Annotated in this window: 3 protein-coding genes; all 3 read left to right on the top strand. The window is 37.5% G+C overall.

The genetic code is table 11. From position 1 onward, the window contains the following. Positions 1-158 precede the first annotated feature (158 nt). The 3 genes from F6K06_RS18510 to F6K06_RS18500 all read left to right on the top strand — a co-directional run bounded on the left by F6K06_RS18510 (position 159) and on the right by F6K06_RS18500 (position 17,204). Positions 159-5,930, top strand: a complete 5,772-nt coding sequence (locus F6K06_RS18510) for a non-ribosomal peptide synthetase (RefSeq protein WP_287242707.1) — start codon at positions 159-161, stop codon at positions 5,928-5,930. A gap of 85 nt (positions 5,931-6,015) precedes the next feature. After that, positions 6,016-7,749 carry an NAD(P)/FAD-dependent oxidoreductase gene (locus tag F6K06_RS18505; protein ID WP_287242705.1) on the top strand — a complete coding sequence of 578 codons (1,734 nt, stop codon included), beginning with the start codon at positions 6,016-6,018 and terminating at the stop codon, positions 7,747-7,749. 200 nt (positions 7,750-7,949) lie between these two features. Beyond that, positions 7,950-17,204: a non-ribosomal peptide synthetase gene (locus F6K06_RS18500; protein WP_287242703.1), complete on the top strand. Its 9,255-nt coding sequence runs from the start codon at positions 7,950-7,952 to the stop codon at positions 17,202-17,204. Positions 17,205-17,353: the final 149 nt, after the last annotated feature.

The raw sequence follows: 17,353 nt of genomic DNA, 5'->3' as shown, positions 1-17,353 counted from the left end.
AATAATAATATCATGTTTAGTAGCATCGTTTGTCTATAAAATTAAGGTGACAATAGAAGAAAACCTTCTTCCTTCTGACTCCTGCCTTCCTTCATAACTTAACATCCTAATTTAGTATAAACCTAATAAATTTTATTCTTTTATTAAACAAGCAAACTATGACAACTACAAATATAGAAACACCTCTAAAGCAAAATAATGAAGATGTATTCGTATTTCCCGTATCTTTTGGTCAAAAACGACTATGGTTTCTGCAACAACTCCAACCAGAAAACTATGCTTATAACGAATCTGGCGTTTTCAATTGTAGAGGCAAACTAAATATAATCGCACTAGAACAGAGTTTAAATGAGATTATCCGTAGACATGAAGTACTTCGCACATACTTCGCAATGGAAACAGGAGAACCAGTTCAGGTTATTTTACCATCCCTAACCCTAAAATTACCTGTTGCCGATCTTCGTTCAATTTCAGAAAATGAAAGAGAAGTAAAAGTCAAACAACTAATTGAAAAAGAAACTCTGCAACCTTTTGACTTAACACAAGCACCACTCATCAGGTTGTCCCTACTGCAATTAACAGAAAACGAATATGTATTAATCTTTGTTGTACACCACATTATTAATGACGCTTGGTCTTCAGGTTTATTTTTTAGAGAAATTGAAGCACTGTATGAAGCATTCAGTAATAACCAACCGTCACCCTTACCAGAACTTTCGATCCAGTATGCAGACTTTACCATACATCAGAATAAATGGTTACAGGGAGAAGAACTGGAAAAATTACTAAATTATTGGCAGCAACAGCTCAAAAATCTATCGGTACTGGAATTACCTACTGATAGAATAAGACCAACTACGGAAACATATAGAGGTGCTACTCAAACTCTATTATTGCCAAAAGAATTATGTAATGCTATCAAAAATTTGAGTCGACAACAAGGTGTCACTTTATTTATGACACTTTTGGCAGCATTTAAAATCTTATTGTATCGTTATACGCAACAGAAGGATATTGGAGTAGGAACACCAATTGCAGGGCGCAACCTAGCTCAGACAGAAAACTTAATCGGATTTTTCGTTAATAATTTAGTATTGCGCACAAACTTAGAGGGCAATCCAAGCTTTTTAGAACTTCTCAGTCAGGTGCGTCAAGTCGCTCTGGGAGCTTATGCTCACCAGGATATGCCTTTTGAAAAATTGGTGGAAGTATTGAAACCAGAACGAGATCTTGGGCGATCGCCTCTGTTTCAGGCAATGTTGGTTCTCCTAAATACTCCCTTAACAAAAATTAATCTCTCAGGAGTGACACTTGAACCGAGACCCATAGAAAAAAAGATATCAAAGTTGGACTTGACTTTATTTATGGATGAAATTTCTCCAGAGGGATTTTGTTCTTTGGAAAGGAACACAGGGTTATTAAACCCAAACAAATGGGGTATGATAGCAGCATTCGAGTATAATACCGATCTATTTGATGCCGAAACAGTCCAGAGAATGACACAAAACTTTCAGACATTGCTTGCTGGTATTGTTGCTAATCCGGACTGCCCTATTTCTGAGTTACCTTTACTAACAGAAGCAGAACATCATCAATTATTAGTGGAGTGGAATGATACAGCGGTTGAGTATCCTGCCGATAAATGTATTCATCAGTTATTTGAAGAACAAGTAGAAAAAACACCGGATGCTGTTGCAGTAGTATTTGAAGGAGAACAATTAACATATCAACAGTTGAATGCTAAAGCTAATCAGTTAGCTCATTACCTACAGAGCTTAGGAGTGAAACCGGAAACATTGGTAGGTATTTGTGTAGAACGTTCTCTGGAAATGGTAGTAGGATTATTGGGAATCTTAAAAGCAGGAGGATCTTATGTGCCATTAGATCCCAGTTATCCAAGGGAACGTTTAGCTTATATGTTAGAAGATGCTGCTGTATCAGTTTTGCTGACTGGCGAGTCAATATTGGAAATTTTGCCAGAAAATTCTGCACGGGTAGTATGTTTAGATAGTAACTGGGATGCTATTGCTACTTACAGTCTTGAGAATATTGATAGTGGAGTCACTCCAGACAATTTAGCTTATGTAATTTATACATCAGGTTCTACAGGTAAACCAAAAGGAGTTCAAATCTGCCATAAATCAGTAGTCAATTTCTTAGTATCCATGAATAGTTATCTAGGATTAACTCCAGAGGATACCTTGAGTGCGATTACTACTATATGCTTTGATATTGCAGCTTTGGAGTTATATCTCCCACTAACTGTAGGAGCAAAACTGGCCGTGGTGTCACGTCAAATAGCAACCGATGGTAATCAGTTGTTGAATTACTTACAAAAATCCGACACAACAGTGATGCAAGGAACTCCTGCCACCTGGAAAATGCTCTTAACTTCAGGTTTATTAGAGCAAAACTTGGGAATTAAAATTTTATGTGGTGGAGAAGCTTTATCTATTCAATTAGCTAGTCAACTTAAGAACAGTGGTACCGAATTATGGAACTTGTATGGTCCTACAGAAGCTACTATTTGGTCAACAATTTACTTTGTTGGGGATGAATCTAAGCTAGCAGAAAGTGGAAAAGTCACAACACCAATTGGTGTTCCCATTGCCAACACAAAAATCTACATTCTCGATCGCTTTGGTCAACCTGTTCCCATGGGAGTACCAGGAGAACTCCACATCGGAGGCGCTGGTTTAGCTCGTGGTTATCTCAACAGACCTGAATTAACAGCAGAAAAATTTATTATCTGGAAGGAGTCAGGAGTCAGGAGTCAGGAGTCAGAATTTAGAAGAGAAGAATTTGTAGGGGCGAATGGCAATTTGCTACACACAACTACGTTAACGCCCCTACAGAAGTTGGAAGAAAAGAGGTTATATAAAACAGGAGATTTAGCTAGATATTTGCCTGATGGAAATATAGAATATCTCGGTCGTATTGATAACCAAGTTAAACTCAGAGGTTTCCGCATTGAGCTAGGAGAAATAGAATCAGCTTTATCAACCCATCCTCAAGTACAGCAAAATGTAGTTATCTGTAGAGAAGACACTCCAGGAAATCAACGACTGGTAGCTTATATTGTTAGTTCTGAGAAATCACTCAATAGCAAAGATTTGCGACCCTACCTACAATCAAAATTACCAGAATACATGGTACCGTCTGTCTTTGTTTTATTAGAGACTATACCACTAACTCCCAATGGCAAAATAGACCGTAAAGTATTACCAGCACCGGATATAGACTTAACCAATACCGATGAATATATTCCGCCTCAAACTCCTACTCAAGAAATCCTAGCAAAAATCTTTGCAGAAATTTTGGAAGTAACTAAAATAGGTATCCACGACAATTTCTTTAATCTAGGAGGTCATTCCCTCCTGGCAACTCAAGTAATATCTCGCATCCGACAATCCTTAGCAATAGAAATACCCCTTAAAACCCTATTTGAATCTCCCACTGTAGAACAACTAGACAAGAGTATAGAGCAATTAACCGAAAACTCAACGACACTACAAATACCAGTCATTCAACCTCTACCCCGTAACGGAGAATCTCTACCTCTATCTTGGGCACAGGAACGACTCTGGTTTATCGACCAACTAGAAGGTGGAAGCGAAACTTACAATGATTCAGGAGTGTTACGCATCAAAGGCAACCTTAACGATGATGCTCTCAAGTCAGCTATAGTAGAAATTGTCCGTCGCCATGAAGTGTTACGCACTCGGTTTGAAGCAAACGACGGTACTCCAGTACAGATAGTTGAACCAGATATTAATTTCCAACTAGAAGTTAGCGATTGGCAAAATCTATCTCCTCATCAACAGGAAACAGACCTGCAAAAATACGCCCGACAAGAGGCAGCAAAACCTTTTAATCTCACCACAGGTCATCTGTTACGAGTTAGTCTGCTGAAATTTTCTGCCACAGAATCAATACTATTGGTGACAATGCACCATATTATTTCTGACGGTTGGTCGATAGGAGTATTTATCAAAGAACTTTCTGATCTCTACACTGCATATAGTCAAAACCAGACATCCCCATTAACTGAATTACCTATTCAGTATGGTGACTATAGTTTTTGGCAACAACAGTGGTTAAGCGGAGAGGTGCTAGAAAATCTGATTTCTTACTGGAAACAAAAACTGGCAGGGGCACCTCCTACTTTGGAGTTACCATTTAAGAAGGAGGAAACAGAAATTAGGAATGGGCAAAGTAAAATTGAATCTTTTACCCTTTCTCCAACAATTGCAGAAAAACTCCATGGTTTGAGTCGTCAAGAAGGCGCGACTTTGTTTATGACATTGTTGGCAACTTTGCAAACTCTGTTGTATCGCTATACAAATTCGGATGATATTGTTGTAGGTACTGATATTGCTAATCGCAACCAGGCTGAAACAGAATCTCTGATTGGGTTTTTTGTGAATTTGCTAGTGTTGCGAACTAACTTATCTGGGAATCCCACTTTTAAGGAGTTACTGAAGCGAGTTAGGGAGGTGACATTGGAAGCTTACGCTCATCAGGATTTGCCTTTTGCTAAGTTGGTGGATGTTTTACGACCTGAAAGAAAGGCGAATACAACTCCATTGTTTCAAATATTGTTTGTTTTGCAAAATGCTCCCGTACCAGAGTTTGAACTTCCCAATTTAAAAATCGCACCTTTTGTTATAGATACTGAAATTGCCAGATTTGACCTAGCTATATTTGTTGAAGAAACTGAAGCAGGAATTACCTGGAATTTAAGGTATAGTACAGACATTTTTGAGCAACAGGCGATCGCTCAGATGTCCAGCCATTTACAAACATTATTAACTAATATTGCTAATAACCAAGAGACTAAAATTAAGGACTTAGAAATGCTAACTGAATCTGAAAAAGAAGCTGAAAAAGCTGCTAAAGTTAAACGGACAAAGGCTAACTTTAAAAAGTTTAAATCTATTAAACCAAAGGCAGTTAGTCTGCCACAAAAAGATTTAATTAAAACCAGTTATTTAAAACCAGAACAAAGCTTTCCTTTAGTAATCGAACCTAATAGTGAGGAAGTCGATCTAGTTGACTGGGCAAAGAATAACCAAGATTTTTTTGAGACTAATTTACGTCAACATGGTGCAATTTTGTTGAAAGATTTTAATATTAATTCTGCCTCAAAATTTGAAAAGGTTGCTGGTGCTATTACTCCTAGTTTATTTGGAGAATATGGAGATTTGCCAAGGGAAGGTGTGAGTAAGAAAGTTTATGGTTCCACACCTTATCCAGAGGATAAAGCCATCCTATTTCATAATGAAAGCTCTCATTTACATCGTTGGCCTCAGAAAATATTTTTCTTATGTTTAAAGGCAGCAGAATCTGGTGGAGAAACTCCTATTGTTGATTGCCGAAAGGTTTATCAAATGTTGAATCCTCAGCTCCGAGAAAAATTAGAGGAAAAACAATTAATGTATGTCAGAAATTATATTGAAGATTTAGATGTTAGTTGGCAAGACTTTTTCCATACTAACAATAAATCGGAGGTTGAAAGTTATTGTAAAAATGCTAGAATAGAATTTGAGTGGTTAAATAAGAATGGTTTAAAAACTGCTAAAATCAGACCAGCAATAACTACTCATCCCAAAACTGGAGAAAAGATATTTTTTAATCAAATTCAGTTACATCACATCTCATATTTAGATGCTGCTGTACGTCAATCTTTATTATCTGAATTTGGAGAAGAAAGACTGCCTCGGAATGTTTATTATGGTGATGGTTCCCCAATTGAAGATTCAGTAATTGAGGAAATTGGAGCTATTTATGAACAAGCCGCAATTAGTTTTCCTTGGCAACCAGGAAATATGATTATGCTTGATAATATGCTAATCGCTCATGGTCGTAATCCTTATGTTGGGGAGCGGAAAATTGTTGTTGCTATGGGAGAATTGATGGAGGAACAATAAAATTTCAGCTTAATTAAACGGATTTGAGTCAACTAATTTAGTTGAGAAAATTAGTAAATTTTCTCTAGATTAACAAAAATAAATAATGAGTGAAAAAAAGATGCAAAATTTTGACATAATTATTCTGGGTTCAGGATTAGCAGGATCGATTCTAGCAACTATCTTAGCTAAACATAATCTCCGCGTTCTCATAATTGATAAGAATGCACATCCTAGATTTGCGATCGGAGAAGCTATGACTCCTGATACAGATTTAATGATGGAAATTCTCAGTCATCAATATTCTGTTCCTGAAATTGCGCACTTAAGTTCCTTTAAGAATATTTGTGAAAATATTTCACCTTCTGCTTGTGGGTTAAAGCGTTCATTCAATTTCATCTATCATCGGCAAGGAGAAGAGCAAAAATTACAAGAAACCAATAAACTTGGAGTTCGCCCTAGCAGCCACTTATTTCGCCAAGATGTAGACCACTATATGGCAAAAGTTGCTGTTAAATACGGAGCTACACTTTTAGAAAAAACTAAAGTATTAGACTTGGATATAAACTCACAGGGAGTTAAAGTCGAATTAGAAGATGGGAAAAAATTTACCTCTGAGTATTTAGTAGATGCCAGTGGGTATAACTCTCTACTTAGTCGTAAATTTAATTTGCGAGAAGTTCCAACTAGATTTAAGACTCACTCAAGAAGTATTTTTACTCACATGGTTGGTGTAGAGAGATACGATGACTGCGTTAATAATGGTACAAATGAAGATGAGATTTTTTGGTATCAAGGAACTCTGCATCACATATTTGACGGTGGTTGGATGTGGGTGATTCCATTTAACAATCACGAAAAATCAACGAACCAAATTTGTAGTGTGGGACTTAACCTCGATCCCCGCCGTTTTCCGAAAACAGATATATCTCCCGAACAAGAATTTCAAAATTTTCTCTCAAATTATCCAGGTGTTGCTGTTCAATTTAAAAATGCTAAACCTGTTCAAAATTGGATATCGACAGATCGTTTGCAATATTCTTCACATTCATGCACGGGAGAACGATTTTACGTTCTTCCTCATGCTACCGGATTCATCGATCCACTCTACTCTTTTGGATTAGTAAATAGCTGTACGATTATGCTCCCTCTGGCCTCTCTGATTATGAAGGCTATTTCAGAAAACGACTATTCGATGGAAAATTTTTCTAAAGTTGAGCGTTTGCAGCAGAAACTTCTTGATTATAATGATAACTTAGTAAACTGCTCATACATTTCTTTCTGCAATTATAATCTTTGGGATGCGTGGAGACGTATTTGGGGTCTTGGAAGTTTTATGCGTCAAGCAAAAGCAGGATTAGCAAAGAGCCTAAAAATCCAGGCAGGTAAAGCAGAAGAATTATCAAAAATTAATTTAGATGATGAATTATATCGTTTAACTCCTAGTTATGAAGGTTTAGGCGATGGTTTTTTCCAAAAGGCTACGGAAACAGTCGAAAAAGTAGAATCAGGCTTACTTTCTCCAGATGAAGCAGCAGACAAAATTATATCATTGATAAATTCGATTGATTTTCTACCAGAGAATTTTTTGCAACTAGGAGATTTTTCACAAAAACATATAGACCTCAAATCGGATTCGTATAAGTCCGAATATATACGTTTTTTGTCTTGGATCAAGAAATCCCGCAAACCAGAAATCAAGAAATGTTTTGATTACGATATGGCAGATTTGTTGGCAGCAAAATCAAAAGATAATATCAAATTAAAACTATTAAGTATCCTTTATAAGATTCGTCAAATCTTCCTTAATAGTATACCTAAATTATCTTTCAATAGATAATATAATTTATATCATGTCCGGTAGCATCGGTCTTTTATAGGTAAGGAAGAAGGAGGGAAGGAAAAACCTTACATAAGGTAAATATTTCCCCAACTTTTACACCCTCCGATACCACCGGACACGATATAACTATGAATTTTATTATTATTGTTTACCTATTTTTTTCATTTTAAAAACTATTCTTAATATAAAAAATAACTATGAATGCTACTACAACTATCGCCGGATTTAGATTATCTCCCCAACAAAAATATCTTTGGAGATTACAAGAAAATAACTTAAATTACTTAGCAAAATGTACGATAAAAATTCAAGGCAAAGTTAAAGTAAGTATTCTCAAATCGGCACTAGAAAAAATTCTTAACCGACATGACAATTTTCGGACAACTTTCCAAAGTCGCCCCGGTATTAAAATGCCGATTCAAGTTATCTTAGATAACGGCAATATTTACTGGAATCATCTAAATTTAAGCAACTTTAAATCGGAAAAACAAACCGAGCAAATAGGGGAAATACTACAGAATCAAAATGGTTTGATGGCTCAACTTGACCAACAACCAATATTTCCTACAGCTTTCCTAACTCTGTCTGAAGAGGAACATCTTTTATTAGTTAGCTTGCCTGCACTTATCGCTGATAGTTTTACCCTAAACAATTTGGTTAAAGAAATTAGTGAAAGCTATGATTTATGCCTCCAAGAATCAGATTTTGATGAGGAAGCGGTGCAATATCTGCAATTTTCAGAATGGCAAAATGAATTATTAGAAGAAGAGGATGCAGAAGCAGAAATAGCTTATTGGCAAAATCAGCAATTCCAGTGGGTAAATTTACCTTTTGAAAAGTCTCAATCTGAAGCAGAAAAATTTACACCAGAACAATATAGTTTAAATTTAGATGCTAATGTAATTGATAAGTTAGAAGCAAATATTTTACCTAATATTACTATTGAAAATTTTTTACTTGGTTGTTGGCAGACTTTACTTTGGCGACTCACAAAACAATCGGATATTACTGTCAAGACTGTATTTTCTGGCAGACAATATGAAGACCTGGAAGAAGTAATGGGTTTACTGGCAAAATCTTTACCTATTTTTTGTCAGTTAGAAGAGAATTTGAAATTTACTCAATTATTAGAACAAATTAGCGATCGCCTCACAGAAGCTTCAGAAAGGCAAGAATATTTTATTAACTCAGAAACAGAAGTTCCAGGTATTGGTTTTGAGTTTATTGATATCTCAAAAACCTACTTGGGAGGAGACTTATCTTTTAGTTTAGAAAATCAGTCTGTCATTTTTGAAGATTTTAAAATTAAGTTGAATTGTATCAAAACTCAAGAATCTCTCATAGCAGAATTTCAATATAATTCCGAACTGATAAATATTGATGTAATTAAATCTTTTGCCAAACAATTTGAAGCGTTAGTTGCCAGTGTTGTTGAAAATATAGATACTACGATTAGCCAGTTAAATATATTCAATAAATCTGAAATTAAAATTATTCTAGATGAGTTAAACCAAACGGAAAAAAATTATCCACAAGACAAATTAATTCATCAAATATTTGAGTCACAAGTAGAACTTTACCCCAATAATATAGCAGTAGTATTTGAAGAGCAAAAACTTACTTATGCAGAACTGAATTATCAAGCAAATCAACTCGCTCATTATTTACAAAAAAAAGGAGTTGAAGCAGAAACAATAGTTGGTATTTTTATGGATCGATCGCTTGAAGTAATTATAGCTATATTAGCTATTCTTAAAGCTGGTGCTGCATACTTACCTTTAGACACAAAGTTACCAGAAGAAAACTTAGCTTTTCGCTTAGAAGATGCAGGAGTTAATATCCTATTATCTCAGTCAGAAATTGCACCAAAAAACCTCAATCAAAACATCAAAATCATCACTAAAGCTGATGAAAATATTGCCCAACAACCACAAGCAAATCCTACTAGCAAAGTCAGCACAGAAAATCTAGCATATATTCTCTATACATCCGGTTCCACAGGCAAACCTAAAGGTGTGGCGATCGAACACCGACAAATTCTAAATTATCTCCACAGTATCCGAGAAAAACTCCAAATTTCTTCCATTGCGACATCCGCAATAGTCTCCACTTTTGCTGCGGACTTAGGTAACACAGTTATTTTCCCGACTTTATGCAGTGGGGGATGTCTGCACATTATTTCCCAAGAATGTGCCTCCGATGCAACAGCACTAGCAAATTATTTTCAACGCTATCCCATCGACTACTTAAAAATTGTTCCTTCTCATCTCTCAACTCTTTTAACATCAAACCCATCTCCCTTTTTGTTGCCACGTCAATGTTTAATCCTGGGAGGGGAAGCAGCAACTTGGGATTTAATTGCCAACATCCAACAGCACTTGCCTCAATGTCGTATTCTCAATCATTACGGACCTACAGAAACTACAGTCGGCGCTCTCACCTATCCGGTAGATAACTCCAACAACTACAATGCTAAAACTGTTCCCATCGGGCGTCCCCTAGCTAATACTCAAGTCTATGTATTAGATGAAAAATTGCAACCAATTCCGGTTGGGGTTCCTGGAGAGCTTCATATTGGAGGTGCTGGTTTAGCTCGTGGTTATTTCAACCGCCCAGAATTAACAGCGGAAAAATTTATTATTTGGAAGGAGTCAGGAGTCAGGAGTCAGGAGTCAGAATTTAGAAGGGAAGAAGGAAGGAGGGAAACAGAACTCACAAGTCAGAATTTAGAAGGGAAGAGGTTATATAAAACAGGAGATTTAGTACGGTATTTGCCAGATGGGAATATAGAATTTATCGGACGTATTGATAACCAGGTAAAAATTCGTGGTTTTCGTATAGAGTTGGGAGAAGTAGAAGCAGCGATCGCCTCCCATCCAGAAGTACAAACTGCCGTAGTTATTGTCAAGGGAGATGACTCTAGCAATAAGCGTTTAATCGCCTATTTTGTACCTACTAAAAAACAATTTTCTCCTAATAATTTACGTCAGTTTCTCCAAGATAAATTAGCAGACTATGCTATCCCATCAGCTTTTGTAAAACTAGAATTTTTACCACTTACTCCCAACGGTAAAATTGACAAAAAAGCTTTACCTGAACCTGACAGTATCCGTCGCGAATTAGAAAATTTTGTTGCTCCCCGCAACCCAACAGAAGAACTTTTAGCTAATATTTGGTCTCAACTATTAAAAGTAGAAAAAATCGGCATCCACGATGATTTTTTCTCAGTAGGAGGAAATTCCTTATTAGCAACCCAAGTTATTTCTCGGTTGCGAATAGCATTTGAAACAGAAATTCCTCTCAAATATTTATTTGACTTTCCTACAATTGGAGAAATTAGTAAAGCTATAGATGAATTTAAGGGAGAAAAACTACAACTACCTCCTATCGAACCAATTTCACGAAGTAAGGATATTCCCCTATCTTTTGCCCAACAACGACTTTGGTTTCTCAATCAATTCGAGTCAGAAAGTACCGCTTACCATAACCATGCTGCGCTACAACTAACAGGAAAACTCAATATTTCTGCTCTGGAAAAAACGATTGAGGAAATTGTTCGCCGTCACGAAGTCTTGCGGACAAATTTTGTGATAAAAAATGGAAATCCCATACAGGTAATTAATGCTCCATCTAGTTTCAGTTTTCCAATAATAGATTTACAGTCATTGCCAGAAGCAGAAAAATTAACTGCTGCACAAAAAATAGTAAAAGAAGAACAAGCAAGACTTTTTGACTTGAGTAACGATTCTTTATTGCGAGTTTCCCTGCTCAAGCTAGAAGCAGAATCTCATATTCTGTCGGTGGTAATGCACCACATCGTTACCGATGGTTGGTCAACTGGAATATTCATCCGAGAATTATCTACTCTTTATCAAGTATTCTCAGAAGGAAAACCTTCGACTTTGCCTGAGTTATCTATTCAATATGCTGATTTTGCTTACTGGCAACGTCAGTGGTTATCCCAAGAATTGCGAGAAGCTAATCTCAATTATTGGAAACAACAGTTAGCAGGAGCGCCACCATTATTAGAATTGCCTAGCGATCGCCCCCGTCCAGCTATTCAAACTTTCCGGGGAGGTATTGAATCATTTCGGGTAAATTCTACAATAACTCAGAAGTTGAAAACCCTGAGTCAGGAGTCAGGAGCTACTTTATTTATGATTTTGCTGAGTGCTTTTGTAGTTTTACTCTCGCGCTATAGCAACCAAGATGATATTGTAGTCGGTTCTCCTATTGCCAATCGCGATCGCTCGGAAATTGAACCATTGATGGGATTTTTTGTAAATACCTTAGTATTGCGGACTCAATTGCAAGTGCAAGGTAATCCTAGTTTCTCAGATGTATTGAAACAAGTACGACAGGTGACTCTAGAAAGTTATGCTCGTCAAGATGTACCTTTTGAGCAATTAGTAGAAGCTTTACAACCAGAACGCTCTCTGAGTTATAGTCCTCTATTTCAGGTGATGTTTATTTTGCAAAATGCGCCGATGGACAAACTGGAGCTACCTGGTTTAACTTTGACTCCTTTGGTAGGAGAAAGTGTGACGGCAAAGTTCGATTTAACTTTGTCGATGAGAGAGATAGACACAGAAATTGAAGGAATTTTAGAATACAATACCGATATTTTTGATGCGACGACAATTATTCGCATGGGATATCATTTTCAGCAGTTATTAGAAGCAATTATTGCCAATCCCGAACAACCTATTACCCAAATTCCTCTCTTAACAGAAGCAGAGCGCCATCAGTTATTAGTGGAGTGGAATGATACAGCAGTCGAATATCCCTCAGAGAAATGTATTCATCAATTATTTGAAGAGCAGGTAGAGAAAAATCCTGATGCAGTTGCCGTCGTATTTGAGCAGGAGGAATTAACATATCAACAGCTAAACGCCAAAGCTAATCAACTTGCTCACCACCTGCAAAGTTTAGGAGTAAAAGCAGAAACATTGGTGGGTATTTCTATAGAGCGTTCCCTGGAAATGGTAATAGGATTGTTAGGAATATTAAAAGCAGGTGGTGCCTATGTTCCGATAGATCCCAGTTATCCCGCAGAACGTTTGAGTTATATGTTAGAGGATGCAGCAGTACCAGTGTTGCTCACCAGTGGATCGGTAATGGAGCTTTTGCCAGAACATTCTGCACAAACGATCTGTTTGGATAGCAATTGGGATGCTATTGCAAGTCAGACTTCTGAAAATATAGTTAGTAGGGTGACTCCAGAGAATTTAGCTTATACAATCTATACTTCAGGTTCTACCGGGAAACCAAAAGGAGTTCAAATTTGTCACCACTCTGTAGTCAATTTCTTAGTATCCATGAATAGTTATCTTAAATTGACTTCAGAAGATATCCTCAGTGCCATTACTACCATATCCTTTGACATTGCAGCTTTAGAACTATATCTACCGCTGATAGTCGGAGCAAAACTGATTGTCATGGATCGTGAAATAGCTAGCGATGGTAATCAATTATTACTTGAAGTACAAAAATCACAAACAACAGTAATGCAAGGAACCCCCGCTACCTGGCAAATGCTATTAACTGCTGGTTTATCTAAAGCTAACTTAGACATCAAAATATTGTGTGGTGGAGAAGCATTGACTGTTAAAATGGCCAAGGAACTCAATAACAGTGGTATGGAGTTATGGAACCTCTACGGGCCAACAGAAGCGACAATTTGGTCAGGGATTTATAATGTAGGAAATGATTTAAACCTTATAGAAAGTGGAAAAGTAACTACACCCATAGGTCGTCCCATTGCTAATACCCAACTTTATATTCTAGACAAGAATAATCAACTGCTACCCATTGGAGTTGCAGGAGAATTACATATAGGTGGTGCAGGTTTAGCACGGGGATATCTGAACAGACCGGAATTAACAGCAGAAAAATTCATTATCTGGAAGGAGTCAGGAGGTAGGGACGTTGCATGCAACGTCCGTACGGAGTCAGGAGGGAAGAGGTTATATAAAACCGGAGATTTAGGTCGATATTTGCCTGACGGTAACATAGAATATCTAGGTCGTATTGATAACCAAGTGAAACTCCGAGGTTTCCGCATAGAATTAGGAGAAATAGAATCGGTTTTATCAAGTTATCCTCAAGTACAGCAAACTGTAGTTATTATTCGGGAAGACAACCCAGGGAATAAACGACTGGTAGCTTATATAGTTAGCTCAAACCCATCATTGAGTAGTGCGGAACTGCAACCTTACCTGGTGTCAAAATTACCAGAATATATGGTGCCGTCTGCTTTTGTCTTCTTAGAGACTCTACCATTAACTCCCAATGGCAAAATAAACCGCAAAGTTTTACCAGCACCAGATATAGAATTAACCAGAACGTCCGAATACGTTCTACCTCAAACACCTATTCAAAAAACCTTAGCTAGTATTTGGCAAGAATTACTAAAGATTGAAAAAGTTAGCATCCACGATAACTTCTTTACAGTTGGTGGAGATTCTATTCTAAGTCTGCAAGTTGTCAACCGCGCTCAACAAGCTCAAATCAAGATTACTCCCAAACAGATATTTCAATATCCAACTATTGCACAACTAGCTCAGGTAGCAGAAAGTGTAACAGCGACATTAGCTCAACAAGGTATAGTTAGTGGCATAGTACCGCTGACTCCTATTCAACAATGGTTCTTTGAGCAAAACAAATCCCAACCCCATCATTTCAATCAATCAATATTGTTGCAAGTTCCTGATACTGTCAAGCCAGAATTGTTGTCTCAAAGTTTATCTAAGTTATTAGAACATCACGATGGTTTACGTCTACGGTTTATCCGCACAGAGACTGGATGGCAGCAAACAAACCAAGAACTTGATGAAACAGTACCATTCGAGGTGGTAAATCTATCCGATATTCCGGAGTCGCAACAGTCGGCTAATTTATCTGAAATAGCCAACAACCGACAAGGGAGCTTGAACCTTTCAGAGGGGCCGCTAATGCGAGTGGTGCTGTTCGAGTTAGGAAATAATGGTCGCCGTTTATTAATTATCATTCATCACCTAGCAATTGATGGAGTCTCTTGGCGCGTTTTACTACAAGACTTGTTGACAGTTTACCAACAATTAGAACAAGAACAGACTGTAAAATTACCTCTGAAAACTACAGCATTTCAAGATTTTGCTATCCGTTTACAGGAATATGCCAAATCAGAAAAATTACAGCAACAATTGAATTATTGGCGATCGCTACCTTGGTCTGAGTTCACTCCCATACCAGTAGACAATGATGTAAGTTTAGAGCAAAACACAGTTGCATCTAAAGCTGAGATTTCAGAAAGCCTAAGTCTAGAAAAAACTCGCGCCCTTTTACAGGAAGTTCCTGCGGCATACAATACCCAAATTAATGATGTACTATTGACAGCAGCATTACTCACTTTGAGTCAATGGATAGGGAAATCGACTGTAGCGATCGAGCTAGAAGGACATGGACGGGAAGATTTGTTTGAAGATATAGATTTATCCAGAACAGTAGGATGGTTTACCAGTTTGTTCCCAGTGCTGCTAGCAGGTAATGATAGTAAGAAACTGGGAGAAACTCTCAAGTTAGTGAAAGAACAATTGCGAGCTATTCCTGAACGTGGAATTGGCTATGGAATATTGCGTTATCTCAGTGGCGACTCTGAATTAAATACATTACCCAAAGCTCAAATTTGTTTTAACTATTTAGGTCAACTTGATAACACTCAATCCTCTGAAATAGATTGGCAAATAGCATCTGAATCTATTGGAACGGATCATAGTCCAGAGGGAACTCGCAGTTATTTATTAGATATAAATGCAGCAGTAGTGGCTGGAGAACTGCAAGTCACCTGGAAGTATAGCCGTGATTTCCATAATGAATCTACGATAGAAAAGCTATCCCGTAATTACATAGAAGTATTAGAGCAACTCATAGAACATTGTTTATCCCCAGAGGCGGGTGGTTATACACCTTCAGATTTTCCATTAGCTCAGTTAAACAAACTGCAACTCGACCAAATATTGGCAGCAGAAAAACTGAAGAAGATAGAGTCTATATATCCTCTTTCTCCCATGCAACAAGGAATACTATTCCATGTCCTAGTCGCTCCAAATTCAGGAACCTATTTTAACCAGCTAGTCTTAACTTTATCTGGGGAATTTCAGGTTGAAGCTTTCCAACAAGCATGGCAAAAAGTAATAGACCGTCAGTCAATACTCAGAACTATGTTTGTCTGGGAAAAATGCAAACAGCCACTACAGATAGTGCATCAACAAGTAGATTTGCCTTGGGATTATTTGGACTGGCAAAACCTCTCTAGTGCCGAACAACAAAATAATTTGGATACTTTGCTGACAACCAAAAGGCAACAAGGTTTTGCACTTAACCAAGCTCCTTTGATGCACTGTACTTTGATTCGGGTGTCGGAGCAAACTTATAAGTTTATATGGAGCCATCACCATATTCTGATAGATGGTTGGGGATCGTCAATTATCTTTAAAGAAGTCTTGAACTTTTATCAAACAGAGTGTCTGGGTCAAGGTAGTAGTCTGCCAACCCCTGTTCCCTATAAAAATTACATTGCCTGGTTGCAACAACAAGATTCTGTGGCAGCAGAGACTTTTTGGCGACTAACTCTATCAGGGTTTAAGACTCCAACTCCACTATTGGAGGATAAGTCAAAGTCCGATAACTCTGAAGCTGTACAAATAGACCACATACAAAAATTACATTTATCATCTGCAACGACAAAAGCATTAGAATCTCAGGTTCGAGAACATCAGCTCACTTTATCCACACTAATACAGGGTATGTGGGCAGTGCTTCTGAGTTGTTACAGTGGAGAGTCAGATGTTTTGTTTGGGGTAACAGTTTCAGGTCGTCCTCCCAGTTTGCCAGGAGTAGAAAATATAGTGGGGCTATTCATCAATACTTTACCACTGCGGGTCAATGTTTCTGCCAATGAATCAATTTGGTCTTGGTTGAAAGCTTTGCAAGAACATCAAGCGGAATTACAGGAGTATTCCTATAGCCCACTGGCAGAAATTCAGAGTATGAGCGAACTACCTGGGGGTACTCCTTTATTTGAAAGTATTGTGGTGTTTGAGAACTATCCGATGGATGACTCTCTCAAACAAAATAGCGAATCTGTGAGCGTAACTAAATCTCAATATATTCTCAAAACCAGTACACCTTTAACTATGGTAGTAGCGCCTGGTGAGGAGCTATTGGTGAGGATAGATTATGATGGCAATCGTTTTACAGCGCAGACTATAGTTCAAATCTTAGAAAATCTCAAAACTTTATTGGAGGCTATTGTAGCTAATACCCAACCAACGGATATGAAGTTAACTCAGCTATTAGATATTGTTGACAAAGACCGAAAACGACAACAACTTCTCAAGGAACAAGAACTTGAGGCCAACAGTCGCAAAATGCTGAAAAAGATTAAACGAAAGCCAAAATCTACTCGGTAAAACCAATTTAGTCTTTAGGTAGAATGAAGCGATCGCTATCATCTACCTATACCATATTTTCTAACACTCCAGCAGAGAAACCGGGTTTGTATCAAATGCCCACAATACTAACATTTACCTTCCACAAACCCGGTTTGTTATAACATTTT

Origin of the sequence: Okeania sp. SIO1H4 (genome assembly GCF_010672695.1) — a bacterium.
Taxonomy (GTDB): Bacteria; Cyanobacteriota; Cyanobacteriia; order Cyanobacteriales; family Microcoleaceae; genus Okeania; species Okeania hirsuta.
This window is presented reverse-complemented; position numbering and strand designations above follow the sequence as displayed.

Coding starts and splice junctions, on each gene's coding strand:
- F6K06_RS18510 (WP_287242707.1), top strand. CDS start 159: ATGACAACTACAAATATAGAAACACCTCTAAAGCAAAATAATGAAGAT.
- F6K06_RS18500 (WP_287242703.1), top strand. CDS start 7,950: ATGAATGCTACTACAACTATCGCCGGATTTAGATTATCTCCCCAACAA.
- F6K06_RS18505 (WP_287242705.1), top strand. CDS start 6,016: ATGAGTGAAAAAAAGATGCAAAATTTTGACATAATTATTCTGGGTTCA.